The sequence below is a fragment of the Cupriavidus sp. FW306-1B-F12B genome, from assembly GCF_058781795.1.
This window is the reverse complement of the sequence record NZ_JBYSXC010000003.1, coordinates 188,551-215,169: the sequence shown is the minus strand read 5'-3', so window position 1 is coordinate 215,169 and position 26,619 is coordinate 188,551. Positions and strand designations below refer to the sequence as shown.

Genomic DNA, 26,619 nt, shown 5'->3' with positions numbered 1-26,619 from the left:
GTGCGCTCGTCGCCCTTCGGGGGCGGGCTGTGAACGCACGGCGGCGCGAAGACCGCCGGTCTGCTTCCGGAGACGCCCATGTCCAGACCCCGCCTTGCCCTTGCCGCAGAGCCGGCCACGCCGGTCCTGCCGGCTGCTGCCGGACCGCGCTATGCGTGGCTCGTCTTTGCGCTGACGTTCGCGCTGCTGCTGTCGGACTATATGTCGCGCCAGGTGCTCAACGCGGTGTTTCCGCTGCTGAAGGCCGAATGGCAGCTCGGTGATACGGAGCTGGGCGCGCTCGGCGGCGTGGTGGCGCTGATGGTGGGCGTGCTCGCGATTCCGCTGTCGCTGCTGGCCGACCGCTGGGGACGCGTGCGCAGCCTGATCCTGATGGCGGCGCTGTGGAGCCTGGCCACGCTGGGCTGCGCGGTGGCGGACAGCTTCGGCCAGATGTTCCTGGCGCGGCTTTGCGTCGGCATCGGCGAGGCGGCGTATGGCAGCGTGGGTATCGCGGTGGTGGTGTCGGTGTTCCCGCGCCATCTGCGCGCCAGCCTCAGCGCTGCGTTTATTGCCGGCGGTGCCTTCGGCTCGGTGCTTGGCATGGGGTTGGGCGGCATCCTGTCGGCCCACTTTGGCTGGCGCGTCGCCTTTGCCGGGATCGCCGGCTTCGGCCTGGTGATGGTGGCGCTCTACTACCTGACCATCAGCGAGCATCGGCTGCGCGGGCTCCAGCAACGTGTGGGCGCGGCCAACGGCGACGCGGCGGCCTCGGCCCGGCAACTGGAGCCGCGCCGGATCGTGCGCGAGCTGCTGACGGTGCCTTCCATGCTCTGCGCCTGCGCGGGCAGTGCGCTGCAACTGCTGGTGATGGCGGCGCTGCTGGGCTGGCTGCCCAGCTTCCTGTCGCGCGACTACGGCATGGCGACCGGGCGCGCCGGCGTGGCCGCGGCAATGCTGGTACTGGTGGCCGGCGTAGGCATGGTGGCCTGCGGTGCGCTGACCGACCGCGTGGCGCGGCGCGTGCCCGCGCGCAAATGGCAGATGGCCATCGCCTACAGCGTGATTTGCTGCGTCTTGCTGATGACAGCGTTCCGGCTGCCCGCGGGCCACGTGCAGCTGGTGCTGATCGGCGCGGGCATGCTGGTGGTGGGCGGCACCGCCGGCCCCGCCAGCGCGATGGTGGCCAACCTGACGCGGCCTGCCATCCATGCGACCGCGTTTGCCACGCTGACCCTGATCAACAACCTGCTGGGGCTGGCGCCGGGACCGTTCCTGACCGGAGTGCTGGCCGACCACATTGGCCTGACCGGCGCGCTGCAATGGATTCCGCTGGCCGGTGCGGCCGCGGCCCTGCTGTTCTGCCTTGGCCGCCGGCACTACGCGGCGGACCTGCGCCGCCTGGATGGCCACGCTGTGCCCGACGTTGTTCCTGCCTGACTCTTTCCAATCCGACCATGACTGCTACACCCACCCACACTGTCCTGATGGTGCCGGGCCTGCGCGACCACGTCGCCGAGCACTGGCAAACGCTGCTGCAAGCCGAACTGCAGGCGCAGGGGCACGACGTCCGCTGCGTGCCGCCGCTGGAGCACGACAAGCTCAGCTGCGCGGCGCGCGTCGCTGCACTCGATGCGGCACTGGCGGCCATCGACAAGCCGGTCGTGCTGGTCGCGCACAGCGCTGGCGTGATGATCACCGTGCACTGGGCGGCACGGCACCAGCGCCAGATCCTGGGCGCGCTGCTGGTGACGCCGCCGGATTTCTCGCAGCCGCTGCCGCCCGGCTATCCGGCGCAGGACGCGCTGGTGCAGGGGGGCTGGCTGCCGACGCCGCTCGCGCCTCTGCCGTTCCCAACTTTGGTTGCTGCCAGCGGCAACGACCCTTTGGCCAGCCATGCGCGTGTCGCAGAGATGGCCGCCGCATGGGGCGGCCGCCTGGTGGACCTGGGCAACGTCGGCCACCTCAACCCTGCCGCGGGCTACGGCCCGTGGCCGCGTGCCCATGACTTGCTGGCGGAACTGGGCACCCTGGTCACGCGCGATTCGTGACCCCGCCGCATCCGCGGCACAACAAAAGAATCCGGCCGCAAAGGCCGGGCAATCAAGGAGGAGATAAATGAAAACCAGAAGCACCGTGATGGCCCTGATGCTGGGCTGCCCGCTCGCGGCCGCCGCGCAATCGTCAGTCACGCTGTATGGCGTGGCGGACGTCAACGTCGAATACGTGAACCGCGTCGGCGCTGTGCCGGTTGCCACTAACGGCTTCAACCCGGGGCCGGGCGACAAGGTGTTCCGCATGGCCTCGGGCGGGCTGTCCGGGTCGCGCTGGGGCCTGCGCGGCGCGGAAGATCTTGGTGCGGGATGGCAGGCGTCGTTCGTGCTGGAAAGCGGTTTCAGCCTGGACAACGGCACCATGCAGCAGAGCGGCCGCCTGTTCGGCCGCCAGGCCTTTGTCGCGCTGCAGCGCGCCGGCATCGGCCAGCTCAGCCTGGGCCGCCAGTACACGTCGATCTTTGAAGCGCTGGCGAACTTCTCGCCTACTGCCTACGCCACGCAATATGAACCGGTGGTGCTGCAGGCGGGCGCCAATTTCCGCGAGGACAACACGGTCAAGTACACCGGCCAGTTCGGTCCGCTGACGGCGCGCGCACACTGGTCGTTCGGCGCCGGGCTGGCGCTGCCGCAAACGGTTGGCATTGCCACGCCGATCGGCGGCAATGGCGAAGTGCCCGGACAGTTCCGGCGTGACACCGCCTACGGGGCTTCGCTGGCGTATGCCACCGGGCCGTTCGGCGCCACTATCGGCTATGACCAGTGGAACCCCACCATCGGCACCAGCAATGGCACCGTGCGCAAGGCGGTCGTGGCGGCGAGCTATGCCTTCGGTCCGGCCAAGATCATGGGTGGCTATCGCTGGGGCCAGAACAAGAATGCCGCTGACGTGGTGATCCAGCGCGATGACTATTACTGGATCGGCGCCAACTACCAGGTCACCCCCGCCGTGGGGCTGACGCTGGAGTACAACTACGACAATGTCAGGAGCCTGTTCGGCAATACGCAGGTGGCCAATCCGTGGCAGGTTGCCTTTGTTGCCAACTATGCGTTCTCGCGGCGCACGGATGTGTACCTGTCTACGGCCTATGCTCGCAATGCCGGGCTGATGCTGGAGTCGCTGGCCACGGTCTATGCCAACAGCCTGTCGTTGGGCAACAGCTATGCTGCGGCCAACGGGCAGCGCAGCATGGTTGGCGTGGCTTTGGGGATGCGGCACAAGTTCTGAGTTGGCTGCTGTTGGATTGTTGCATAGCGACAGCCCAATCAACCACACCGCCAACAGCCACCACCCTCAAATCCGCAAAGGACCTTTCCTCAATTACCCCACCTGCGCCCGCCATGCCGACACACTGCGCCCAAAACGCCCGCTGAACCACCGCGAAAACGCACTCAGCGACGAAAACCCCAGCAGCGCAGCCACTTCCGACAGCGGACGCTCGCGGTTCTCCAGGTAGCGGATCACCAGGTCGGCACGGGCCTCGGCAAGGATGTCGGAGTAGGTCGTATGTTCCTGCCCGAGCCGCCGATGCACGGTGCGCCGGTCGACGCTCAGGTGCTGGGCCACGCGTTCGACCGAGCACAGTCCGGTGGGCAGCAGCGCATAGACCAGCTTGCGCACCATGTCCGACATGGTCGCCGCGGTCGACTGCGCCAGCAGCGTGCCGAGATAGTGCTTGACCTGCTGCGCCATCACCGGGTCATACGACGGCAACGGCGCCTCCAGGTCCGAGGCCAGGCAGACGATGCCGTCGAAATCCTGGTTGAAGGTGCAGGGCATGCCGAACACGCGTGAAAACGTGGCCGCGTTGGCCGGCGCGGGGTGGGTGAAGCAGATACTGCGCGGCCGCCAGGACTGCCCCAGGAACAGCCTCAGCATCCGGAACACCACGCCGACCGCGAGGTCGGCGGCCTGCCGCAAGGTCCCCGGCGCTTCGGTGAGCACCTGCAGCCGGATCATCACCAGTTCATCGCTGTCTTCGATGCGCATCGACAGCGACTCATTCTGCAGGCCCATGTAGCGGACCATCGACTCCAGCGCGCGGCGCAGCGTGGGCTCTTCACGCACCACGAAGGCGAGCGGGCCGAGGTTGGAGAACTCGCGCAGCTCGGCCATGCGCAGGCCGAAGTCGTCGGCCCCGGTGGCGTGTGCCGACGCATCCAGCAAGCGGCCGACCGAGGCCGCGGGGATGCGGATATCGGGATCGAGCAGCACCGAGCGGTTGATCTTTGCCGCCCTCAGTTGCTGGTATGGATCGAGCCCCAGCGAACGCGCGACTTCCACGTAATTGGTCAGGCTGGCGCTGCGCAGATAGTAGGACATTGGGCGGATTCCGTGCTTTCCCTGAGTGTCCCGAAATGTAAATCGGATGTCCCCAATCGTCAAATCGCGGCCGGTCGTTCACCGATACTCCAACCACTAACCAACCGGAGCCATCCATGCAATTCCTTGACGATTCCCTGCACCCCGAAAACATGGACAAGGTGGTGATCACCGTTGCCCCCTATGGCCCGGAATGGATGCCGCAGGACTTCCCCGAAGACATCCCCGTCACCATGGAAGAGCAGGTTCAGAAAGCCGTGGACTGCTACAACGCCGGCGCCACGGTGCTGCACCTGCACGTGCGCGAACCGGACGGCAAGGGCTCCAAGCGCCTGTCCAAGTTCAACGAGCTGATCGCCGGCGTGCGCGCCGCGGTGCCGGACATGATCATCCAGGTGGGCGGCTCGATCTCGTTTGCGCCGGAAGACGACGGCCAGGCGGCCAAGTGGCTGTCCGACGACACCCGCCACATGCTGGCGGAGCTGGAGCCCAAGCCCGACCAGGTGACCGTGGCGATCAACACCACGCAGATGAACATCATGGAGTTGCTCTATCCGGAATACCTGAAGGGCACCTCGCTGGAACACCCGGCCTACCAGGCCGCCTATCGCGAAATGACCGTGCCGGCCGGCCCGGGCTGGGTGGAAGAGCACCTGCGCCGGCTGCAGGCCTCGGGCATCCAGCCGCATTTCCAGCTGACCGGCATGCACGCGCTGGAAACGCTGGAGCGGCTGGTGCGCGCCGGCATCTACACCGGCCCGCTGAACCTGACCTGGATCGGCATCGGCGGCGGCTTCGACGGCCCCAACCCGTTCAACTTCTTCAACTTCGTGCACCGCGCGCCGGACGGCTGCACGCTGACCGCCGAGTCGCTGCTGAAGAACGTGCTGCCGTTCAACATGATGGCGATGGCGATGGGCCTGCACCCGCGCTGCGGCATCGAAGACACCATCATCGACCAGCACGGCAAGCGCATGACCTCGGTGCAGCAGATCGAACAGTGCGTGCGCGTGGCGCAGGAACTGGGCCGCGAGATCGCATCCGGCAAGGAAGCCCGCGAGATCTACCGCATCGGCACCTGGTACGACAGCGCCGACGCCACGCTGGAAGCCAATGGCATGGCGCCCAACCGCAAGGCAGGGCAGAAGAACCTGCCGCTGCGCGCGGCGGCCTGACCCTGGCCGCAGGGCCGGCATAACGGCCGGCCCTTGCCATGCACTACCGGAGTTCGTGATGCATCACCCTGACGCCCTCGCCAATCCCTGCATCAACATCTGCCGCATGGACCTCGCCAACCGCTATTGCCAGGGCTGCGCCAGGACGCGGCTGGAAATCGGGCGCTGGGCGCAGATGAGCGAGGCCGAACGCGCGCAAGTGCTGGCGGCGGCGCCGGCCCGCCGCGGGCAGCGTGCCGCTACGGGCGCTCTGCCATGAACCAGCCCGTCTCCCTCTTCATCCAGGTCGGGTTCGACCTGGTCTGCCCCTGGTGCATGATCGGCAAGCGCCATCTTGAAACGGCGCTGGCGCAACTGGCCCAGCAACGGCCCGATGTAGCAGTCACGGTCGAATGGCGCAGCTCTCTCCTGTTTCCGACGCTGCCGCCTGCCGGCATCCCCTATCGCAAGTTCAGCCTGGCGCGGCTCGGCAGTGCCGAAGCCGTGGCGCTGCGGAAGGCGCAGGTGTGCGCCGCCGCGCGCGAGGCCGGCATCACGCTGGAACTCGACCGCATCGAAGTGCTGCCCAACACCGTGCTTGCGCATCGCCTGATCCGGTATGCGCGCCAGGCTGGTGGCGAAGCGGCCGCATCCGTGCTGATCGACCGATTGTTTGAAGGGTACTTCCTGCGCGGTGAGGACCTCGGCGATCCACGCGTGCTGCACGCCGCGGCGATCGCCTCCGGCATGCCGATGCCGCAAGCGGCGGCACCAGCCACTGCGCAAGACCTGGCATGGCTGCCGCCGCTGCATGGCGAGGAGGTGCCGCTACCCAATCCCGGCCTGGGCGTGCCACGCTTTGTGATCAACGGTGCGCCGCCGATCGCCGGCGCCAGGCCGCCGCGTGCCTTGCTGGAGGCAATGCTGCGGGCGCTGGCCCGCGCATCTCCCGCTTCCCCACCCCCGCCAGGCATCGCGCTCACCGCCCGGTGACGCCGCGCCCGGCAATGCTGGACAGAAGATCCATACTACATAACGGAGACAACATGCCCACCCACCCTTCATTCCTGCTGCGCATCGCCGCCGTGGCGGCCGGCCTGGCGCTGGCGGCTCCCGCTGCCATGGCCTGGACCAGCAAGCCGGTCCGGATGCTGGTGCCCGCCCCCGCGGGCGGCACCATGGACGTGCTCGCGCGCCTGCTGGCAGACCAGCTGTCGGCGGACCTAGGCCATCCCGTGGTGGTCGACAACAAGCCGGGCGCCGGCGGCGGCATTGCCATCACTACCATGCTGGCCGCGCCCGCTGATGGTCAGACCATCATGGTCACCGCCAGCAATGTGCTGACCGAGATCCCGCATGTGCTCAAGCAGCCGTTCGACCCGCTGAAAGACATCAGGCCCGTCGCCGCCGTGGCGCGTTCGCGCATGGTGATGATTGGCGCGCCTGGCCTGCCGGCCAAGGACCTGAAGGGCCTGGTCAGCTACGCCCGGGCCAATCCGGGCAAGCTCAGCTTTGCCTCTTACAGCGCCGGCACCGCTTCGCACTACGCGGGCATGATCATGAACCAGAAGGCCGGGCTGGACTTGCAGCATGTGCCCTTTGCCGGTTCCGCGCCGGCGCTGACGCAGGTGATGGGCAATCAGATCGCCGTGATGTACGACGGCATGGTGACCTCGCTGCCGATGATCCGTGCCGGCAAGGTGCAGGTTTATGCCGTGGCGTCGAAGAGCCGCTCGGCGCTGCTGCCGCAGGTGCCGACCTTTGCGGAAATGGGTTACCCCGACATGGAGTTCAGCAACTGGGTGGGCGTGATTGCGTCGTCGAAGCTGTCGCCCGAACTGGCCGAGAAGGTCCACGCGGCTGCCTACAAGGCTGCGGCTTCTGCCAAGGTGCGTGACCGCATGGAGGCGCTTGGCTATGAGCCGCTGCCGGCGCAGCCCCTGCCGCAACTGAGCGAATCAGTGCGCACGGAGTTCGAGCGCAATGCCGGCATCGTCAAGGCGTTCAATATCCAGCCCTGAGTCAGTTCCCGGCAACGCAAAAGGGCAGCCTCATCCGAGGCTGCCCTTTCTTCTTCCTGCTGCCGGCTCAGGCGCGGGTGCCGCGCAAGCGCTTCTTGTCGATCTTGCCGACGCTGGTCTTCGGGATCTCGTCGACAAACAGGATCCGCTCAGATTCCGGCACGGCGTACTTGCTGAGCCGGTTGGCCTCGACGCGCACCAGCAGCGACGCACGAATCGCATCCGCGGTCACCGTTGCACCTGGCTTGCGCACCACGAATGCCATCGGCCGCTCGCCCCACCTGGCGTCCGGCACGCCGATGACCGCGCACTCCTGCACGCCCGGCACCTGCGTGACCAGGCTCTCGACCTCGATCGACGAGACCCATTCGCCGCCGGTCTTGATCACGTCCTTGATCCGGTCGACGATCTGCACGAAGCCGTCGGCCCCCATTACCGCGATGTCCTGCGTATGCAGGTAGCCGCCGGCCCACAGCTCGGCCGATGCCTCGGGCTTGCCGTGGTATGCCCTGGTCAGGAACGGTGCGCGCAGCACGATCTCGCCGCGCGCCTGGCCGTCGCGCGGCACGTCGTGCATCGATTCATCCACCAGGCGGAAGTCCACCATCGCCACCGGCCGGCCCGTCGAGCAGCGCATGCGCACTTCGGTCTCGTGGTCGCGAGGCGCGTCGCCCGGCGGCAACTGGGCCAGCGCGACGATGGGGCCGGTCTCCGACATGCCATAGCCGGCAAACACATCCATGCCGCGCTCGAGGGCAGCCTCGCACAAGGCCGCCGGCAGCGCCGAGCCGCCGATGATGAGCTTCCAGCCCGACAGGTCCTGGCCGCTTGCCTGCGCCGCCTGCAACAGCATCTGCAGCAAGGTCGGCACGCAGTGCGAGAACGTGACCCGCTCGGTCTCGCGCAACTGCAGCAGCATGTCAGGCGCATAGCGCCCCGGCAGCACGAGGCGCAGCCCGAGCATGACCGCGACATACGGGATGCCCCAGGCGAGCACATGGAACATCGGCGTAATCGGCATGTAGACGTCTTCCCGATGCAGGCGCTGTCCTTCGCGCGGCGCGCACAGGCTGGTGGCCGAGGCCAGCGCATGCAGCACGATATCGCGATGGCTGTAGCACACGCCCTTGGGATCGCCGGTGGTGCCCGTCGTGTAGAAGGTGGCGGCGCGGGTGTTCTCGTCGAACTCGGGGAAGTCGAAGTCGGGCGAGGCCGCGCTCAGCAGGGCCTCATACTCGCCGCTGAACGGTAGCGATGTCGGCGGCACCTGCTGGCCGTCGGCCAGCAGGACAAAGCTGCGCACGCTGGTCAGCTGGCCGCGGATCTCTTCCATCACCGGCAGGAAGTCCGGATGGAGCAGCACCACCTCGGCGCCGGAATCGTTCAGCGTGTACAGGATCTGCTGCGCCGACAGCCGCACGTTGACCGTGAACAGCGTCGCGCCCATCATCGGCACGCCGAAATAGCATTCCAGGTAGCGGTGGCTGTCCCAGTCCATCACCGCCACGGTGGTGCCGTGCGCCACCCCCTGCGCGGCCAGCGCTGAAGCCAGCCGGCCGACACGCTGGCGGAATTCGCGATAGCTATGGCGCAGTTGCCCGCGGTACGTGATCTGCTGGTCGCCGTAGAGCGACAGCGAATTGAGCAGCAGTTGCTTGACGAGCAAGGGATAGGCGTAAGCCTGCGGCGCCGCAGACACAAGGTTTGGTTGCATGTCTGCCTCCTTCAGAACGGCACGTCGCCGATGATGCCGGCGCGCTCCATCTTGCGCACCGTGGGCGCATAGTCCTGCACTGCGTAATGCTGGGTGCAGCGGTTGTCCCAGATCGCCACGCTGTTCTTCTTCCAGCGCCAGCGCACCTGGTACTCCGGGATCTCCGCCTGCGCGCACAGGTAGTGCAGCAGATCGCCCGCGCCGGGCATGAAATCCTTGCCGAAGCGGACCACGTCGTCGCGGTGGTAGTTGGCAAAGTGCGAGGTGAAGGCGTTGACGAACAGGATCTTCTCGCCCGTCTCCGGATGGGTGCGCACCACGGGATGCTCCACCATCGGGAACTGCGCCGCCAGCGCCGCACGCTTCTCCGGCGGCATATTGGCGCCGAAGGTGTGCTCGATGCTGTGCTTGGCGCGCAGGCCTTCAATGCGGGCCTTGATGTCCTGCGGCAGGCGCCGGTAGGCCTCGCCCATGTTCACCCAGATGGTGTCGCCGCCCACTGCCGGCGTTTCCACGCAGCGCAGCACGCAGCCCATCGGCGGCGCCTGGCGCCAGGTGGCGTCGCAATGGAAGGAGTTCTCGTAGTGCTCGACCTTGCTGTCGGGCGACTTGTAGATCTGCACCAGGCCCGGGTGTTCCGGGTCGCTGCCCACCACCGGGTGGTCTTCCAGTTCGCCGAAGCGGCGCGCAAAGGCAACGTGTTCGGCGCGGGTGATGTCCTGGTCGCGCAGGAACAGCACCTTGTGCTGCAGCAGCAGCGCCTTGATCTCGGCGAACAGGCCGGCGTCGCGTGATGCGTCGGCCAGGCTGACGCCGCTCAGTTCGGCGCCGATGGTGCAGGTCAGGGGTTCTGCATGCATGGTGTGGTCTCCTCTGTTGTTGTTCTCAGATGACGAAGATCGACGAACCGGTGGTGCGGCGCGCCTCCAGGTCCTGGTGTGCCTGCACCGCGTCTTCCAGCGCATAGCGCTGGTTGATGCCGATGCGGATGCGGCCCGCGCCCACGTGGTCGAACAGCTCGCCCGCCAGCGCCTGCTTCTCCGCGGGGTCGGCGATGTAGTCGGCCAGCGCCGGGCGCGTCAGGAACAGCGATCCCTTCATCGCCAGCAGCACCGGGTCGAACGGCGGAATCGGGCCCGATGCGGTGCCCACGCACACCATGGTGCCGCGCCGCTTGAGCGAATCCAGCGACGCCATGAAGGTGGTCTTGCCGACGCTGTCGAATACCACCGAGACTCCCACGCCGTCGGTCAGCTCGCGCACGCGCTTGGCCACGTCTTCGCGGGTGTACTGGATGATGTGGTCGCAGCCGTGCGCGCGCGCCACTTCGGCCTTGGCTTCGGTGGACACCGTGCCGATCACGGTCAGGCCCAGCAGCTTGGCCCACTGCGAAACGATCAGCCCGACCCCGCCCGCCGCGGCGTGCAGCAGGATGGTGTCGCCCTGGCTGAACGGATAGATGCGGCGCATCAGGTAGGCCGAGGTCAGCCCGCGCATGGTCATGGCCGCGGCGGTTTCGAAGGCAATGCTCTCGGGCAGGCGGATCAGCGGCGCGGCCGGTACCAGGCGCTCGGTGCTGTAGGCGCCCAGCGTGTTGACGAAGCCGGTGTAGGTGACGCGGTCGCCCGCCGCCACGTTGGTCACGCCCGGGCCGACGGATACCACCACGCCGGCGGCCTCCACGCCCATGCCGCTGGGCAGCGGCACGGGATAGGTGCCATTGCGGAAGTAGGTGTCGGCGTAGTTCAGTCCCACCGCCACGTGGCGGATGCGGGCCTGTCCCGGGCCCGGATCGCCCACTTCCATGTGTTCATAGCGCAGCACTTCGGGGCCGCCGGTCTCGTACATGCGGACAACGTTTGCCATGGTCTTGTCTCCTGGAATCTGGTTGGTGCAGAACACGCTGCAGCTGCAGGGAACTGTAGAGATTGCTGCCCCGGGTGGCTTTGCATTGGCTACCGATGACTTTGCATTTCATGCCACGCGGCCCTATGATCGCTGCTGCGGGCGGGCAGACTGCGCCGCCAACAGACATCTCATCGCAAGGCAACGCTGGCTTGGAAACCCTGATACGTGCAGCCGCACTGACCAACTTCCTCGAGGTTTCACGTGACCTCGGCCTGGATCCGCAGCCGCTGCTGCGCCAGGCGCGGCTGCGGCGCGCCTGGCTGGACGATCCCGACCAGCGCGTCCCGCTCAGCGCCTGCGTGGCACTGCTGGAAGCCGCCGCGCAGGCCTCGGCCTGCCCGACCTTCGGGCTGCGCATGGCGGAGTCGCGCCAGCTGTCGGACTTTGGCGTGATGAGCCTCTTGATCAGCCAGCAGCCCACGCTGCGCGCCGCGCTGGCCACCACCATCCGCTACCGGCACCTGGTCAACGACTCGGTGGCGCTGTTGCTCGAGGATGCCGGCAGCGCCGTGGTCATCCGGCAGGAAGTGCTCAGCGACGCGCCTTCGCGGCAGGCCACCGAGCTGGCCATCGGTGTCGTCTTCCGCATGTGCGCGCTGCTGCTGGGTCCGCGCTGGCAGCCGATCGGCGTGAGTTTCACGCACGCGCCGCCGGCCGACCTGCGCATCCACCGCCGCTTGTTCGGCTGCCCGCTGGAATTCAACGCGGACTGCAATGGCATCATCTGCCGCGCGGCCGACCTCGACGCGCCGAACCCGACGGCGGATCCGGTCATGGCACGCTACGCGCAGCAGTTCATCGACACGCTGCCACGCGCCAACCCGCAGTCCATCGGCCACGAAGTGCGCGCCGCCATCTACCTGATGCTGCCGATGGGCCGCGCCACCTGCGAGGCCGTGGCGGAGGGCCTGGGCCTGAGCCTGCGCACCATGCAGCGCCAGCTCGACGATGCGGGCGAGACCTTTACTGAGATCCTGAACGACGTGCGGCGCGAACTGGCGCGACGGTACGTGGAGAACCCGCGCTATTCGCTGCTGCGGGTGTCGCAGTTGCTGGGGTATGGGTCGGCCAGCTCCTTTACCCGGTGGTTTTCTGCGCAGTTCGGGATGGCGCCGGCCAGCTGGCGCAGGGATCACGCAGGGGGGTAGCGGGATAAGGTCTCAGCCTGGCGGACGGGCCCGGCGCGCCGGCACCTGGTTCCGCTTGCCGCTTCCCAGGGCCTCTTCCAGGAACTGCATCAGCGCCTGCACGCGCGCCGTGCGTCCCCGTCGCGTAGGAACAAGCAGCGTCACCGGCGCGCTGTCGAATTCCCAGTCTGCCAGCACGCGCACCAGCGCTCCGCGCGCCACCGCGTCGGCGGCGTCCCATTCCGAGCGCAGCACCAGTCCCAGCCCCTGTTCGGCCCAGGCCCGCGCGACGCTGCCGTCATTGCTGGTATAGGCCGGCACCACGCGCACGCTCTCGCGCGCCGATGTACGCCGCCCGGTGCCGGCCCGGCGCAAGCGCCAAAGCGTCACGTCCTCGTCATTCTCGCGGATGCAGATGCAGGCATGCTCGAGCAAGTCGCGCGGCACGGCGGGCGTGCCGCGCTGGCGCAGGTAGGCGGGGCTGGCGCATAGCCAGCGCGTATTGGACGCAAGCGTGCGCGCAATCCAGGACGAATCGCGCACGGCGCCGATATGGATGACAGCGTCCGAGTCATGCCGGTCGGGCCAGGGCGTTTCGCGCAGGTCAAGGCGTCGAGCTGTGCCAGCAGGGCCGCCCCCTCTCGCGCGAAGCGCTCACCCTCCGGCGTCAGGCTCAGCCGCCTGGCGGTGCGGGTCGCCAGCGCCAGGCCCAGTGTCGCCTCCAGCTTGCGCAGGCGGGCCGACAACGCGGGCGGCGTCACGTTCAGCGAGCGCGCCGCCGCGCTTAGCGAAGGCGACTGCGCCAGCGCCTCGACCAGGCGCAGGTCCTCGATCTGGATCATTCACTTCAGCTTAACGATTGATGTTCCCGGATTTAACCACGAGCGACCATCCGCTACCTACACTGGCAACCTCAGACAACCGCGCGGAACTTGCCAATCCTCCGCGCAACCTGCCCCGCAAAGGACGCCATGGACACACTTGCCTCATCCACCGCCCCCGCCTGGCCCCGCGCCGTGCTGTTCGACCTGCTGACCGCCCTGCTGGACTCCTGGACCGTCTGGAATGCCGCGGCCGGCTCCGAGGCCCAGGGCCGTGCCTGGCGCGCCGAGTACCTGAAGCTCACCTACGGCTGCGGCGCCTATGTGGGCTACGAGCAGCTGGTGGGCGAGGCCGCCGCGCGGGTCGGCCTGCCTCCCGGCGCCCCGGACGCGCTGGAAGCGCATTGGGACGAACTGCCGCCCTGGGACGGTGCCCGCGAACTGCTGCAGGCGCTGCGGCCGCATTGCCGCCTGGCGGTGGTGACCAACTGTTCCGAGCGCCTGGGCCGGCGCGCCGCGGCCCTGCTGGGGATCGACCGGGATGTGGTCATCACTTCCGAAGCGGCCGGCTTCTACAAACCGGATCCGCGTCCCTACCGGCTTGCGCTGCAGAAGCTCGACGTGCGTGCTGAGGATGCCGCGTTTGTCGCGGGCTCCGGCTACGACATGTTCGGCACCTCCGCCGTCGGGCTGCGCACCTACTGGCACAACCGCGTCGGCCTGGCCCTGCCCGGCGGCGCGCCTGCGCCTGAGGCCGAGTCGTCGACGCTGGCGCCGGCACTGCCATGGTTGCGGTCCTTCCATGCCGGCACGCGCTGAGGAGCTTTGCCATGACCTGCAAGCCTTCTGCAATTTCCCCGCGGCTGCTGCGCCGGCTGGCTGCCGCCGCGGCGCTGGCCATGGCCACGCACGCGATGGCACAGGGCCAGGCCTTCCCGGCACGGCCGATCACCCTGGTGGTGCCATTCCCCGCAGGCGGGCCCAGTGACGCGCTGGCGCGCGGCTTCGCCAGGCAGATGGGCGACGAACTCGGCCAGCAAGTGGTGATCGAGAACCTCTCCGGCGCGGGCGGCACCGTCGGCCTGGGCAAGGTGGCCAGGGCCGAGCCCAACGGCTATACGCTGGGCCTGGGCACTATCGGCACGCATGTGGCCAACGTCGCCTTGTACAAGAAGCTGCCCTATGACCCGGTGGCGGACTTCCGCCCCATCGGCCTGGCGGGTTCGGCGCCGCTCCTGCTGATCGCTCGTGCCGATCTGCCAGCCAGCAACCTGCAGGAGTTCAGCGCCTGGCTGGCCCGCCGCGGCGACCAGGCTTCGTACGGCAGCGCGGGCGTGGGCTCGGTCTCGCACTACGGCTGCGTGATGCTGCTGGCGGCGATGAAGCAGAAGGTCACGCATGTGCCTTACCGCGGCGTGGCGCCCGCCATCAGCGACCTGATGGGCGGCCAGGTCGACTTCATGTGCGACCAGACCACCACGGCGCTGCCGCAGCTGGCCGGTGGCAAGATCAAGGCGCTGGCGGTGCTGTCAGGCGAGCGCCTGAAGCCACTGCCAGCGGTCGCCACGGCCAGGGAATCGGGCTATCCGCTTGACCTGCGCTCATGGAATGCGCTGTTCGTGCCCAAAGGCACGCCGGATGCCGTCGTCACGCGGCTCAACGCCGCCATGACCGTCGCCGCGGCAGATCCCCAGTTGCGCCGTCAGATGCAGGCGGTCGGGGTTGACTTGCCTGCCGCCGGCGCGATGGGTCCGGGCGTGGTCTCCGGCCTGATCTCGCGCGGCCTGCGCGATGACGTGCCCGCCCTGAAGGCCAAGGGGCAGTTTGCCGACTGAAGCGGGCCGCGCCCTCCTGAACCAACCATCACCAACGACAACATGCTTGATTCCTCCGCCACGCTGCGCAGCCTGGAAACGCCTGCGGCAGTGATCGACACCCCGCGCATGCTGCGCAATATCCACCGCATGCAGGCGCGCATGGATGCGCTCGGCGTGCGCTTCCGCCCGCATGCCAAGACCAGCAAATGCACGCCGGTCGTGCGCGCGCAGATCGATGCGGGCGCAAGCGGCATCACCGTCTCCACGCTGAAGGAAGCCGCGCACTTCTTCGACGCCGGCATCACCGACATCCTCTACGGCGTGGGCATGGTGGCGAGCAAGCTGCCCCAGGCGCTGGCGCTGCGCCGCCGCGGCTGCGATCTCAAGATCGTGACCGACAGCGTGGAGTCCGCGCGCGCCATCGTCGCCTTCTGCAACGAACACCGCGAGGCGTTCGAGGTCTGGATCGAAATCGATACCGATGGCCACCGCTCCGGCGTCCGCCCCGACGCCCCCGCGCTGATCGACGTGGCGCGCATCCTGCATGATGGCGATGTGCGCCTGGGCGGGGTGATGACGCACGCCGGCTCCAGCTATGACCTGGACACGCCCGCGGCGCTTGCGGCCATGGCCGAGCAAGAGCGTGCCGGCTGCGTGCGCGCCGCCACGCGGCTGCGCGCGGCGGGCCTGCCGTGCCCGGAGGTCAGCGTGGGCTCGACCCCGACCGCGCTGTCGGCAGCCAGCCTGGAAGGCGTGACCGAGGTGCGCGCGGGGGTCTATGTATTCTTCGACCTGGTCATGCGCAATGTCGGCGTCTGCACCGAAGACGAGGTGGCGCTGAGCGTGCTGACCACCGTGATCGGGCATCAGCCGGAAAAGGGCTGGGCCATCGTCGATGCCGGCTGGATGGCCATGAGCCGCGACCGCGGCACGCAGAAGCACAAGCACGACTTCGGCTACGGCCAGGCCTGCGCCATCGACGGCACCGTCATGCCCGGTTACGTCCTTAGCGGCGCCAACCAGGAGCATGGCATCCTCTCGCGCGAAGGCACGCCTGATCCGGATATCACCGCACGCTTGCCCGTCGGCACGATGCTGCGCATCCTGCCCAATCACGCCTGCGCCACCGGGGCGCAGTTTCCCACCTACCACGCCATTGCCGAGGATGGCGCGGCCACCGAATGGAGTCGTCTGCATGGCTGGTAAGCTCAACGATGAACACGGCGCGGTACGCACAGTCAGTCCCGCTTCGCTCGCCGCACCAGGCGGCCACTACAGCCATGCCGCCGCTGCCGGCGGCTTGGTCTTTATCTCCGGCCAGTTGCCGATTGCACCGGACGGACGCAAGCTGGTCGACGCGACGTTCGCTGCACAGGCGCAACAGGCGCTGGCCAACGTCGAGGCCGCACTGCTTGCCGCCGGCAGCAGCATCGAGGCGCTGGTACAGGTGCGCGTCTACGTGGACACGATGGACAACTGGCCCGCCTTCAACGCGATCTACGCCGCATGGGCCGGCGAGGCCCGGCCGGCCAGGGCCGTGGTGCCCACCGGCCCGCTGCATTTCGGGCTGAAGGTCGAGGTGGAGGCCGTGGCGGTTGCGACCGTCAGCCCGGCGTGACCGCTGGGCGGCGTGCTTCGCGCAGCGCTAGTTCGGCATCCTTGATATTGCCCAGCGGCGCGAGAACGGCCGCATCGAACGGCCGCACCGGCTGTCCCTCGCGCACCAGCACCGGCCAGTCCGGATTCGCAAGGGCGCCGCGTCCGAGCGCGACCAGCGTCGCGCCATCGTCCAGCAGGCCGGCCGCGCGCGATGGCTCATGCAGGCTGCCGTTGGCCATGATCGCGAGCCCGGGCGCGGCACGGCGTGCAAGCTGCACCAGCGTCGCGCCGTGGTCCGCGAAGGCGGGCTGCCATGCTTCGTGCTCCGTCACGTGGAGGTAGTCCGCGGTGCTTGCCGCGAGCGCGGAGAAAACGGCGGCCGCGCCCTCCGCGCCTTCCGGCCACTTGTGGACGAAATCATTGACCTTGCCTTGCGAGATGCGCATGCCGACGGGAAAGACCGCCCCCACGGCAACGCGCACCGCGCGGACGGTTTCCAGCGGCAGGCGCATGCGCTGCGCGATGCTGCCGCCCCAGGCGTCCTGGCGTTGATTCGTATAGCCCGTCAGGAACTGATCCAGCAGATAGCCATTGGCACCGTGGATTTCAACGCCGTCGAAACCCGCGTCACGGGCCAGCCGGGCGGCCTGCGCAAAGCCTTCGATGGCCTGCAGGATGTCCGCCTCTTCCATGGCGCGCGGCATCCGGTATGGACCCTTGCCGGCATACACGGTCATCTGCTGCCCCCTGGGCTGCACCGCCGAGGGTCCGACCGTGTGGTCGCGGAAGCGGTTGGCTTGCGACAGCGCACCGGCGTGCATCAGCTGGGCCACGATGCGCCCGCCCTGCTGGTGGACCGCGGCAACCACCTGGCGCCACGCGGCCACTTGCTGCGCATCCGTCAAACCGGGCTGGCCGGCATAGCCCTGGGCATAGGCACGGTCGGTATAGATGCCCTCCGTGACGATGAGGCCAAAGCCGCCGCGGGCAAAGCCTGCGTAGTAGCGCGTCATGGCCTCGGTGGGGACGCCTGCGGCGGTGGCGCTGATGCGCGTCATCGGCGCCACCGCGAGCCGGTTGCGCAGCGGCACGCCGTTCAGCGCCAGCGTATCGAACAGCGATGGGGTGGCGGGCGTGGTCATCGCGCAGCCTCTGCGGCCAGGGCGATGGCTTCGATCTCGATCTTCGCGTCCGGCGAGTAGAGCGCCGAGACCTCGACGATGGTGTCGGCCGGATAGGGGGCAGAGAACCACTTGCGGCGCAGTGCGACGATCTTCGGGAAGTGTGCCATCGAGGTCAGGAAGATCGTCACCTTCACCACGCGGTCCAGCCCCGAGCCGCCCGCCTGCAGCGCGCGCCTGAGGTTGCTGAACGCCTGCTCGGCCTGGGCATCGAAGTCGTCACGGCCCACGATGGCGCCATCGTCGCCGACCCCGGCCTGGCCGGAGACGAAGAGGAAGCCGCCGGCCCGGATGGCTTGCGAAAGCAGATAGGGAGCATAGGGGTCGGGTTGGGTGTGGACTTGTTCCAGCAGCATTGCTGACTCCGGTAGATGGTTTAGTAGAATTCACCTGATCGCCTGGATGGCCGATCCGATGGGTCAAGTATCGGAGCGGGACCAGGCCGCGACAAATGGTTGCTTTTCAGTCGACACATGAATGCATCTCATCTAAGGAGGAAGCTTGCGCAAACTGCCGCCACTGGGTGCCCTGCGCACCTTTGAAGCCGCCGCCCGGCGCGCCAGCTTCAAGCACGCGGCGGACGAACTGCACGTCACGCCGACGGCGGTCAGCCACCAGATCCGGTTGCTGGAAGAGAGCCTTGGCGTGAAGCTGTTCGAGCGCCAGACCCGCAAGGTGCGCCTGACGCCCGCCGGGCATCAGTTGTTTCCCGCGGTGCGGGACGGCCTGGACGGGATGGAGCGCGCCGTGCTGGCGGTGCAGCGCAGCGGACAGGCCAACGTTGCCACGCTGACGTCGACCGTTGCCTTCATGGCCAGGCGCCTGGCACCGTGCGCCGGCCAGTTCCGCGCGGCCTACCCTGACTGGACGCTGCGCCTGGATGCGTCGGACCAGATCGTCGACCTGGACCACGATGCGGACGCTGCCATCCGCTACGGCAGCGGCAGCTATCCCGGCCTGGTGGTCGAGCCGTTGTTCCGCGACCGGTTTGCGCCGGTCTGCAGCCCCGGCCTGAAGCTGGCCAGCGTGCAAGACCTGAAGCACGCCACGCTGGTGCACTTTGAATGGGGCGCCGGCGCGCGCGATGACGAGCGCGCGCCGGTATGGCGCCAGTGGCTGGCGCACGCCGGCGTCGAGGTCACCGATCCACAGGCTGGCCTCAGCTTTACCGACGAGATCCACGCCGTGCAGGCGACCATCGCGGGGCAGGGAGTCGGCCTGCTCAGCCTGACGCTGGTCGCGGAAGAGCTGGCCTCGGGCGTGCTGGTGCAGCCCTTCGGGCTTACGCTGGAGAGCTTCCGCTATGACCTTGTCTACAGCGAGCGCGCCGCGGAGCGTCCCGCCACGCGGTTGCTGAGGGACTGGGTGAAGGCGGTGTTTGCCGGTTAGGGGGCGGGCTACTTGTTTGCAGTTCCCTCCGGCGTACACTGTGGCTCCCGATCTCCGTAGACCATATCCATGCCCGCCTTGCGCACCCTCTATCCCGAAATCGAGCCCTATGAAACCGGCACGCTGGATGCCGGCGACGGGCATGTCATCTACTACGAGCGCGTGGGCACACCCGGCGCCAAGCCGGCGGTGTTCCTGCACGGCGGGCCCGGTGGCGGGATCTCTGCGGACCACCGGCGGCTGTTCGATCCGGCGCGCTATGACGTGCTGCTGTTCGACCAGCGCGGCTGCGGGCGTTCGACGCCGCATGCGGGGCTGGAGGCCAACACCACCTGGCACCTGGTCGACGATATCGAGCGCCTGCGCGATCTGGCCGGCGTGGAGCGCTGGCTGGTGTTCGGCGGCTCATGGGGCTCGACGCTGGCGCTGGCCTATGCGCAGAAGCACCCGCAGCGCGTCAGCGAGCTGGTGCTGCGTGGCATCTACACGGTGTCGCAGGCGGAGCTGGACTGGTACTACCAATACGGCGTGTCCGAGATGTTTCCCGACAAGTGGGCGCGTTTCCAGGCGCCGGTGCCCGAGGCCGAGCGGGGCAACATGATGGCCGCGTACCGCAAGCTGCTGACCGGTGACGACCAGGACAAGCAGGTGGAAGCGGCACGCGCATGGAGCGTTTGGGAAGGCGAGACCATCACGCTGTTGCCGGACGCCGGCAACAGCGCCAAGCATGACGACGGGCACTTCGCGCTGGCGTTCGCGCGGCTGGAGAACCACTATTTCACGCATCGCTGCTGGCTGGAAGACGGGCAGCTGCTGCGCGACGCGCACAAGCTGGCCGACATCCCCGGCGTGATCGTGCACGGCCGCTATGACATGCCGTGCCCGGTGCGCTATGCCTATGCGCTGCACCAGGCGTGGCCCACGGCCGATTTCCACCTGATCGAAGGCGCCGGCCATGCGTGGACCGAGCCGGGCATCATGGACCAGCTGATTGCCGCAACCGATCGCTTTGCGGCGCAGCAGTAGTCGCGCGCCGACCACCACCGAAGATCACCACCGGAGACCACGATGGAGCTATACGCCCACCCGTTTTCGTCCTATTGCCAGAAGGTCCTGGTTGCGCTGTACGAGAACGCCATCCCCTTCGAATTCCGGATGCTGTCGCCAGAACACGCGCAGAACATGGACGAACTCGCCAGGCTGTGGCCGCTCAGGCGCATGCCGGTGCTGGTCGACGGCAGCCGCACGGTGCTCGAGTCGAGCATCATCATCGACTACCTGGACCAGCATCACCGCGGCCCCGTGCGCTGGCTGCCGGATTCGCCCGACGCCGCGCTGGAAGTGCGCATGCTCGACCGCTTCTTCGACCAGTACGTGATGACGCCGATGCAACGCATCGTGGCCGACTACCTGCGCCCGGCGGAGCACCGCGATGCCTATGGCGTGGCCGAGGCGCGCAAGCTGCTTGACTCAGCCTATGCCTGGCTTGAGCCAACGCTGGCCGGCCGGGAATGGGCCGCGGGCGGCGCCTTCACGCTGGCCGATTGCGCTGCCGCGCCGTCGCTGTTCTATGCGGACTGGGTGCATCCCATCCCGGATGCGCGCGCCAATGTGCGCGCTTATCGCAACCGGCTGCTGGCGCGGCCATCGTTCGCGCGCGCGGTGGACGAGGCGCGGCCCTACCGCCCGCTCTTTCCACCGGGTGCGCCGGACCGGGACTGACGGGCAAGCTCAGGCAGCGCCGCATCGATCTGCGCCGCCATGGCGCGATAGCCCGCGTCGCCGGGATGCAGGTGGTCGCCGCTGTCGAACGCCGGCAGCAGCGCCTGCGGGCGCGCGGGATCGCGCACCGCGGCGTCGAAGTCCACCACCCCATCGAACGCGCCGCCGTTGCGGATCCAGTCGTTGACCGCCAGCCGCACCGCTTCCTTGCCCGGGCTGTCATAGCCGCGGATCGGCGTATCGCGCAGCGCCCCCGCAAACGGCGTGATGGTGGCGCCGATCACGCGCACGCCGCGCGCGTGGGCGCGCGCGATCAGGCGGCGGTAGCCCTCGATCAGCGCGGCGGCCTGCGGCACCGCATCGCCCGGTGCAAAGGTGGAGCCCGGCCAGGCGATATCGTTGATGCCGATCGCCGCGATCACGGTGCGCACATGCGGCTGGCTCAGTACGTCGCGATCCAGCCGCGCCAGCGCGGACTCCCCCATGCCATCGCGCAGCAGCCGGCCGCCGGAGATGCCGGCATTGAGCACAGCCACGCCGTTGCCGGCCGCACGCTGTGCCAGCACGTCGGGCCAGCGGCGGTTGGTGTCGGGGGTTGAGCCGTTGCCCTCGGTGATCGAATCGCCGATGGCCACCACGGCGCCGGCATGCCCGGGCGCATCGACCTGCACCTCGCTGAGCAGGATGCGCGCGCTGAACCACTGCGGCGCAGGCAGCATGGCCCGCGTAGTCGCATTGCCGGCCGCGAGCCACGCGGTCTGGCGCCCATCCCAATGGAACGACTCGATCGCTGTCGGTTGCGGCAGGTAGAGGCTGAGTGCCAGTTCGCCCAGTGCGGGGGCGTCGAAGGCGACCGGATCGCTTGCCACGGACTGGCCAGCCGGGATGATCACCGACGCGCTGCCGCCGAACGTCACCGCGCGGCTGCCCGCCGCCTCGGTACTGCCACTGCCGGCATGGCGCGCGAGTTGCGCCGCGCCGACCGCGACCGGGTGGCGGCCGTAAGGGTTGGACAGCACCACGCGCACGCGCTTGCCGCCCACGCTGAGCCGTACCACCTGGCGCAGCGTCTGGCCGGACAGCACCGCGGGCACGCCAGTCGGCAGCGGCTGGGCGCCGGGCTGCCACACCGGCTGCTGGCTTGCCATCCAGCTGGTCAGCCAGGCCGGGTCCTGCAAGGGGCTGGCCAGCGCCGCGGTGCTGGCGATGGTGGCGGAGAACGTCAGCGCAGTCAGGCGGCGCAGGATGCGGGGAATGCGGAGCATGGGTTTGCCTCGGTTCGTGGACCGGCGTTGGTGCCGGCATGACGCCCAAGGTAGGGCATTCCAGAAATGACAGGTAGCAGGCAGAATGGCATATCGCTCATGCCACGATGGAATGAGTGGGCACAAGGAACGGCATGGACACCATCAGGGCAATGCAAGTCTTCGTGCGCGCCGTGGAGCTGGGCAGCCTGTCGGCGGTGGCGCGCGAGCAGCAGTCGACCCAGCCGACCATCAGCAAGACCGTGGCTGCGCTGGAGAAAGACATGGGCGTGCGGCTGCTGGAGCGCAGCACCACCGGCCTGTCGCCGACCGAGGCGGGGCGGCGCTTCTATGAGCGGGCGCGCCGCGTGCTGGATGAATACGGCGAGGCGGTCAGCGATGCGCGTGGCATGTCCGGGCGCCCGGCCGGGCGGGTGCGCGTCAGCGCGCCGGCCAGCTTCGGCGTGCTGCGGCTCAATGCGCTGGTGCTGGCGTTCCAGCAGCGCTATCCGGAGGTGGAGGTGGAGTTGCTGTTCGACGACCGCTTCGTCGACCTGGTGGAGGAGGGCGTCGACATCGCAGTGCGCCTCGGCGCCTCGCTGCCGCCCAACGTGGTCGCGCGCCGCATCGCGGTGTCGCCGCGGCTGCTGGTGGCCTCGCTGGATTACCTCGCACGCCATCCGCGCATCCGGCAGCCGGCCGACCTGGCGCGGCACCAGATCCTGCGCTTCACCTGGCTGGCCGCCGGCGACGAGATCGTGCTCGACGGGCCCGGCGGGCAGGCGCCGGTCAGCGCGCCCTGCCGCTACCGTGTCAACAACTCGCTGGCGATGCGCGAGAGCTTCCTGGCCGGCGCCGGCTTTGGCATGACCCCGGCATGGCTGGTGCAGGACCTGCTCGACAGCGGCGCCCTGCAGCGCGTGTTGCCACGCTGGAGCGGTCCGGCGCAGGAAGCCTTCCTGGTCTATCCGTCGCGGCGCTACCAGCCGGAGCGGGTGCGGCTGTTGCTGGACTACCTGGCGCAGGCGATTGCAGGGTTGCCGGGATTGACCCCGGTGTGAGCGGCCGGATGGCGCTTAATGCAACCGGCCCCGCGCCACCAGCATCGTCAACGGCCGCGCCAGCAGCGTGCTGGCCAGCGCCATCAGCAGCAGCCCGGAAAACGCCGCGGTGCTGATGATGCGCGCGTCCAGCAGCACGGTCAGCACCACCACCTCGACCAGGCCCTTGGTCTGCAGCAGCGTGCCCAGCGCCAGCGATTCGCGCCAGCCCATGCCGGCGCGGCGCGCGGGCAGCGCCACGCCGGCCATCTTGCCGGTGATCGCGATGACCAGCGACAGCAACGCGATCCACAGTGTCATCGGATTATCCAGCGAGATCTCGGTGCGCAGTCCGGCGGCGAGGAAGAAGAAGGGCAGCAGCACCACCACCGTGACCGGTTCGAGCTGCTGGCGCACGCGCTGCGCTTCGCGCGCGGGCCATACCAGCCCGGCGACGAAGCCGCCCATCACATGGTGCAGCCCGGCCAGTTCGCCCAGGAATGCCGAGGCCAGCACCAGGAACAGCGCCATCGCCAGCAGCAGCTCGGTCTCCGGCGCGCGGCGGCGCAGCAGCCATGCCAGCGCGGGGCGCACCGCCAGGAACATGAACCCCAGGTAGGCACCGGCGCGGGCCGCCACGGTGAGGCCGCTGGCGCCGTCCTGGCCGCCATGCTGCAGCAGCACCAGGGTCAGGAACAGCCACACCCAGGCATCGTTGACGGCCGCGCAGCGCAAGGCCAGCTGGCCCAGGCGGGTGCCGGTCAGGCGCATTTCGCGCAGCAGCGCACCCAGCACCGGCAGCGCCGTGACGGCGGTGCAGATGCCCATGGCGCAGGCAAACCAGGAGGGGCTGGCCAGTTCCCCCGCGACCGGCCAGCCGGCCGTGGTCATCCACCAGCCGGCAGCGGCCCCCAGCGCGAACGGCGCCGCAATGCTACCCAGCGAGATCTGCAGGGTCGCGCGCCAGTGCGCAGGCACGCTGTCTTCGCGCAGGTGCAGGCCGGTCAGGAAGCAGAACAGCGTCACCGCCAGCCACTGCAGGCCGGACAGCATCGGCAGGCGATCGGGGCCGAACAGCGCGGTCCAGCCCTGCGGCGCCAGCTGCCCGAACACCGACGGCCCCAGCACGATGCCGGCCAGCACCTGCACGCCGACCAGCGGAAACACCGAGCGCAGGCCGGCACCACGCCATAGCAGGTAGGGCAGGGCGACCACCAGCATCGCTTGCAGGAAGAAGATGCTGACCCCGTTCATGGGGCCACGCTGGCGACGACGCGCTTCATCCGAACATGCCCCCGTTGACCGAGATCACCTGGCGCGTGATATAGCCGGCGTCGGGCGACATCAGGAAGGCCACGGTCGCGGCCACTTCGTCGGGCGTGCCGAGCCGCCGCGCCGGGATCATGCGCAGCGCCTCGTCGCGCACGTGCTGCTCGACCATGTCGGTGTCGATCAGGCCGGGCGCCACGCAGTTGACCGTGATGGCGCGTTTGGCAAGTTCGATCGCCAGCGCCTTGGTGGCGCCGATGATGCCGGCCTTGGCCGCGCTGTAGTTGGTCTGGCCGCGGTTGCCCACCTGGCCCGAGACCGACGACAGCGTGACGATGCGCCCGGGCTGGCGCCGCTGCACCATCGGCATCACCACCGGGTTGAGCACGTTGTAGAAGGCGTCGAGGTTGGTGTGCACCACCTCGTCCCACTCGGCGCCGCTCATGGCCGGGAAGGCCGCGTCGCGCGCCAGGCCGGCGTTGCATACCACGCCGTAGTAGCAGTCATGGGCGGCGATATCGGCCAGCAGCGCGGCCGCGGCTTCCTCGCGCCTGGCCACGTCGAAGCACAACACGCGGGCTTTGCGGCCGCAGGCGCGCACCGCGTCGGCGACCGAGTCGGCTTCGTCGCGGCGCGAGCGGCAATGCACCACCACGTCATAGCCGTCGCGGGCCAGCCGCAGGGCGATGGCGCGCCCGATGCCGCGCGACGATCCCGTAACCAGCACGGTCGGATTGGTCATACCTGGTGTCCTTGAAAAGAGTCCTCTGCGCGCGCGAAAGCGGAACGCACGCGGATGCGGCGCATCATACGCGGCAGAATTCTTCCAGCACCGCCAGCCGGCGGCGTGGCTCGGCCACGAAGGGGTTGCTGCGGTCCCACGCGTAGCCGGCCAGGATCGACGAGATCATGTCGCGGATTTCGGAGTTGGCATTGGGATGGAAGATCAGCTGCTGGAAGCGGCCCTCGTACCAGGCTTCGACAAAAACGCGGAAGCAGTCCACGCCGGCCTTGAGCGGCTGGGCGAAGTCCTTGTCCCAGTCCACGGTGTTGCCGGCAAGCTGGCGCACCAGGCATTGCGCTGCCAGGCTGGCCGACTTGAAGGCGATGGTCACGCCGGACGAGAACACCGGGTCGAGGAACTCCCCGGCATTGCCGAGCAGTGCATAGCCGTTGCCCCACAGTGACTTCACATTGGCCGAATAGCCGGCGATCTGGCGCGCCGGGGTGTCCCACTGCGCGTTGCCAAGCAGCTTTGCCAGGCCGGGTTCCTCGGCCACCAGCGCCCGCAGCCGTTCGGTCTCGGTGCCGGTGTAGCGGTCCAGGAATGCCTTCTCGGCAACCACGCCCTGCGAGCAGCGGCCATCCGAGAACGGGATGGTCCAGTACCAGACGTCCGGGTGTTGCGGATGCACGCTGATCAGGATCTTGTTGCGGTCAAAGGCGCCTGGCGCGATGCGGTCTTCCACGTGGGTGAAGAGCGCGCTGCGCACCGGGAAGCCCGACGGCGATTCCAGCTGCAGCAGGCGCGGCAGGATGCGGCCAAAGCCGGAGGCATCGAGCAGGAACTTCGCGCGCACGGTGTACCGGCTGCCGTCCGGCGCACGCACGGTCACCTCAGGCTGCGCGCCGCTGACGTCGACGTCCTCGACCAGGTGCGAGAAGCGCACCTCGGCGCCCTGGCGCGCCGCCTCGCGGATCAGCACGTCGTCAAAGCGCGCGCGCTGCACCTGGTAGGTGGTGCCCCAGCCCGGCGAGAACTTCTCGCGGAAGTCGAAGGCGGTCTGCCGGTCGCCGCGCGAGAAGGCGGCGCCGTTCTTGTACTGGAAGCCCGCTTCCACCACCGCGCGCAGCATGCCTGCCTCTTCGATGTAGGCCATGCTCTGCGGCAGCAGGCTTTCGCCGATGGAAAAGCGCGGGAAGGTTTCCTTCTCGATCACCAGCACCGGAATCCCATGCTTGCGCAGCAAGCCGGCCGCGACCGAGCCCGCGGGCCCTGCGCCGATGATAACGACATCCGTGGTTTCCGTTTTCATAAGATTCGATTCTTTTCTTCTATTGCATGGAGGCCGCGAGGGTAGCGCAAAGCGTCATCCTCACGCGGCAAACGCAAGAATATGACTGCAAATTGGCTCCCGTTGGCCGGCCTGCAACATATTGAAACCAATTCTCCCGGGCTGGATACCCGATGGGCCGCACGGACACCGGCAGGGGGGCCAGCAAGCCACGCCGACTCGCGGCAAAATGTGGAACCGTG

At 68.5% G+C, this 26,619-nt stretch carries 26 protein-coding genes and 1 pseudogene; 16 read left to right on the top strand and 11 right to left on the bottom strand.

The window, feature by feature from the left end; translation table 11 throughout:
- Positions 1-78 precede the first annotated feature (78 nt).
- From AC3WLE_RS07270 to AC3WLE_RS07260, 3 genes are all read left to right on the top strand, one after another.
- On the top strand, positions 79-1,419 hold the full coding sequence (locus AC3WLE_RS07270; RefSeq protein ID WP_492355871.1) for an MFS transporter: 1,341 nt from the start codon (positions 79-81) through the stop codon (positions 1,417-1,419).
- 17 nt (positions 1,420-1,436) lie between these two features.
- Entirely contained in the window at positions 1,437-2,030 is a 594-nt protein-coding gene (locus AC3WLE_RS07265) for an RBBP9/YdeN family alpha/beta hydrolase (RefSeq protein WP_492319417.1), read from the top strand.
- A gap of 67 nt (positions 2,031-2,097) precedes the next feature.
- Positions 2,098-3,261, top strand: coding sequence for a porin (locus AC3WLE_RS07260; protein WP_035823417.1), 1,164 nt, complete (start codon positions 2,098-2,100; stop codon positions 3,259-3,261).
- 93 nt (positions 3,262-3,354) lie between these two features.
- Here the strand turns inward: AC3WLE_RS07260 and AC3WLE_RS07255 are convergent, their stop codons facing one another.
- Positions 3,355-4,356 carry an AraC family transcriptional regulator gene (locus AC3WLE_RS07255; protein ID WP_492319418.1) on the bottom strand — a complete coding sequence of 334 codons (1,002 nt, stop codon included), beginning with the start codon at positions 4,354-4,356 and terminating at the stop codon, positions 3,355-3,357.
- Between the two features lie 116 nt (positions 4,357-4,472).
- On the opposite strand from AC3WLE_RS07255, the gene AC3WLE_RS07250 reads away from it, so the two are divergent.
- Genes AC3WLE_RS07250 through AC3WLE_RS07235 form a run of 4 tightly spaced genes read left to right on the top strand, consistent with a single transcriptional unit; the run spans position 4,473 to position 7,531 of the window.
- The gene (locus AC3WLE_RS07250) at positions 4,473-5,531 is read left to right on the top strand and encodes a beta-keto acid cleavage family enzyme (RefSeq protein ID WP_492319419.1); all 1,059 of its coding nucleotides are present in this window, start codon (positions 4,473-4,475) and stop codon (positions 5,529-5,531) included.
- A gap of 58 nt (positions 5,532-5,589) precedes the next feature.
- On the top strand, positions 5,590-5,790 hold the full coding sequence (locus AC3WLE_RS07245) for a DUF1289 domain-containing protein (RefSeq protein WP_010810818.1): 201 nt from the start codon (positions 5,590-5,592) through the stop codon (positions 5,788-5,790).
- Positions 5,787-6,503 carry a DsbA family oxidoreductase gene (locus AC3WLE_RS07240; RefSeq protein WP_492319420.1) on the top strand — a complete coding sequence of 239 codons (717 nt, stop codon included), beginning with the start codon at positions 5,787-5,789 and terminating at the stop codon, positions 6,501-6,503. The genes AC3WLE_RS07245 and AC3WLE_RS07240 overlap by 4 nt, the downstream gene beginning before the upstream one ends.
- Before the next feature lie 53 nt (positions 6,504-6,556).
- Positions 6,557-7,531 carry a Bug family tripartite tricarboxylate transporter substrate binding protein gene (locus AC3WLE_RS07235; protein ID WP_439669490.1) on the top strand — a complete coding sequence of 325 codons (975 nt, stop codon included), beginning with the start codon at positions 6,557-6,559 and terminating at the stop codon, positions 7,529-7,531.
- A gap of 67 nt (positions 7,532-7,598) precedes the next feature.
- On the opposite strand, the gene AC3WLE_RS07230 is transcribed toward AC3WLE_RS07235, so the two are convergent.
- From AC3WLE_RS07230 to AC3WLE_RS07220, 3 genes are read right to left on the bottom strand one after another with little or no spacing between them, the layout of a single operon-like run.
- Positions 7,599-9,245 (bottom strand): fatty acid--CoA ligase, encoded by a 1,647-nt coding sequence (locus tag AC3WLE_RS07230; protein ID WP_492355872.1) that lies wholly within the window; start codon positions 9,243-9,245, stop codon positions 7,599-7,601.
- An 11-nt stretch (positions 9,246-9,256) separates the two neighbouring features.
- Positions 9,257-10,105 carry a TauD/TfdA dioxygenase family protein gene (locus AC3WLE_RS07225; protein ID WP_492355873.1) on the bottom strand — a complete coding sequence of 283 codons (849 nt, stop codon included), beginning with the start codon at positions 10,103-10,105 and terminating at the stop codon, positions 9,257-9,259.
- Between the two features lie 25 nt (positions 10,106-10,130).
- A complete protein-coding gene (locus AC3WLE_RS07220; protein WP_492352421.1) occupies positions 10,131-11,111 on the bottom strand; it encodes a quinone oxidoreductase family protein in 981 nt (326 codons plus the stop codon).
- Positions 11,112-11,302: 191 nt separating this feature from the next.
- On the opposite strand from AC3WLE_RS07220, the gene AC3WLE_RS07215 reads away from it, so the two are divergent.
- On the top strand, positions 11,303-12,301 hold the full coding sequence (locus AC3WLE_RS07215; RefSeq protein WP_492352422.1) for an AraC family transcriptional regulator: 999 nt from the start codon (positions 11,303-11,305) through the stop codon (positions 12,299-12,301).
- Positions 12,302-12,313: 12 nt separating this feature from the next.
- Here the strand turns inward: AC3WLE_RS07215 and AC3WLE_RS07210 are convergent.
- Positions 12,314-13,122: pseudogene (locus tag AC3WLE_RS07210) on the bottom strand (LysR family transcriptional regulator).
- A gap of 129 nt (positions 13,123-13,251) precedes the next feature.
- Between AC3WLE_RS07210 and AC3WLE_RS07205 the strand changes: the two are divergent.
- From AC3WLE_RS07205 to AC3WLE_RS07190, 4 genes are read left to right on the top strand one after another with little or no spacing between them, the layout of a single operon-like run.
- Positions 13,252-13,920: an HAD family hydrolase gene (locus tag AC3WLE_RS07205; protein ID WP_492319426.1), complete on the top strand. Its 669-nt coding sequence runs from the start codon at positions 13,252-13,254 to the stop codon at positions 13,918-13,920.
- Between the two features lie 11 nt (positions 13,921-13,931).
- On the top strand, positions 13,932-14,936 hold the full coding sequence (locus tag AC3WLE_RS07200; protein ID WP_492355874.1) for a tripartite tricarboxylate transporter substrate-binding protein: 1,005 nt from the start codon (positions 13,932-13,934) through the stop codon (positions 14,934-14,936).
- A gap of 42 nt (positions 14,937-14,978) precedes the next feature.
- The gene (locus AC3WLE_RS07195) at positions 14,979-16,124 is read left to right on the top strand and encodes a DSD1 family PLP-dependent enzyme (protein WP_492355875.1); all 1,146 of its coding nucleotides are present in this window, start codon (positions 14,979-14,981) and stop codon (positions 16,122-16,124) included.
- Positions 16,114-16,536, top strand: a complete 423-nt coding sequence (locus AC3WLE_RS07190; protein WP_492319429.1) for a RidA family protein — start codon at positions 16,114-16,116, stop codon at positions 16,534-16,536. The genes AC3WLE_RS07195 and AC3WLE_RS07190 overlap by 11 nt, the downstream gene beginning before the upstream one ends.
- Here AC3WLE_RS07190 and AC3WLE_RS07185 read toward each other — a convergent pair.
- Both AC3WLE_RS07185 and AC3WLE_RS07180 read right to left on the bottom strand, forming a co-directional pair.
- Entirely contained in the window at positions 16,523-17,659 is a 1,137-nt protein-coding gene (locus AC3WLE_RS07185) for an NADH:flavin oxidoreductase (protein WP_492355876.1), read from the bottom strand. The two genes, AC3WLE_RS07190 and AC3WLE_RS07185, sit on opposite strands and share 14 nt — an antisense overlap.
- A complete protein-coding gene (locus AC3WLE_RS07180) occupies positions 17,656-18,054 on the bottom strand; it encodes a RidA family protein (RefSeq protein WP_010810810.1) in 399 nt (132 codons plus the stop codon). Before AC3WLE_RS07180 ends, AC3WLE_RS07185 begins: the two co-directional genes overlap by 4 nt.
- A 145-nt stretch (positions 18,055-18,199) precedes the next feature.
- Here AC3WLE_RS07180 and AC3WLE_RS07175 point away from each other — a divergent pair, with 145 nt between their 5' ends.
- The 3 genes from AC3WLE_RS07175 (at position 18,200) to AC3WLE_RS07165 (ending at position 20,809) form a co-directional block, all read left to right on the top strand.
- A complete protein-coding gene (locus AC3WLE_RS07175; RefSeq protein WP_492352424.1) occupies positions 18,200-19,087 on the top strand; it encodes a LysR substrate-binding domain-containing protein in 888 nt (295 codons plus the stop codon).
- Positions 19,088-19,156: 69 nt separating this feature from the next.
- Entirely contained in the window at positions 19,157-20,113 is a 957-nt protein-coding gene (pip, locus tag AC3WLE_RS07170; protein WP_492319433.1) for a prolyl aminopeptidase, read from the top strand.
- Positions 20,114-20,155: 42 nt separating this feature from the next.
- On the top strand, positions 20,156-20,809 hold the full coding sequence (locus AC3WLE_RS07165; RefSeq protein ID WP_492319434.1) for a glutathione S-transferase family protein: 654 nt from the start codon (positions 20,156-20,158) through the stop codon (positions 20,807-20,809).
- Here AC3WLE_RS07165 and AC3WLE_RS07160 read toward each other — a convergent pair.
- Positions 20,767-22,074, bottom strand: coding sequence for an SGNH/GDSL hydrolase family protein (locus AC3WLE_RS07160; RefSeq protein WP_492355877.1), 1,308 nt, complete (start codon positions 22,072-22,074; stop codon positions 20,767-20,769). The genes AC3WLE_RS07165 and AC3WLE_RS07160 overlap by 43 nt on opposite strands.
- Before the next feature lie 134 nt (positions 22,075-22,208).
- On the opposite strand from AC3WLE_RS07160, the gene AC3WLE_RS07155 reads away from it, so the two are divergent.
- The gene (locus tag AC3WLE_RS07155; protein WP_492355878.1) at positions 22,209-23,114 is read left to right on the top strand and encodes a LysR family transcriptional regulator; all 906 of its coding nucleotides are present in this window, start codon (positions 22,209-22,211) and stop codon (positions 23,112-23,114) included.
- 15 nt (positions 23,115-23,129) lie between these two features.
- On the opposite strand, the gene AC3WLE_RS07150 is transcribed toward AC3WLE_RS07155, so the two are convergent.
- The 3 genes from AC3WLE_RS07150 to AC3WLE_RS07140 form a co-directional block, all read right to left on the bottom strand.
- A complete protein-coding gene (locus AC3WLE_RS07150; RefSeq protein ID WP_492319437.1) occupies positions 23,130-24,347 on the bottom strand; it encodes a cation:proton antiporter in 1,218 nt (405 codons plus the stop codon).
- 25 nt (positions 24,348-24,372) lie between these two features.
- Entirely contained in the window at positions 24,373-25,104 is a 732-nt protein-coding gene (fabG, locus tag AC3WLE_RS07145; RefSeq protein WP_492355879.1) for a 3-oxoacyl-ACP reductase FabG, read from the bottom strand.
- Positions 25,105-25,168: 64 nt separating this feature from the next.
- Positions 25,169-26,398, bottom strand: a complete 1,230-nt coding sequence (locus AC3WLE_RS07140) for an NAD(P)/FAD-dependent oxidoreductase (RefSeq protein ID WP_492319438.1) — start codon at positions 26,396-26,398, stop codon at positions 25,169-25,171.
- Positions 26,399-26,619: the final 221 nt, after the last annotated feature.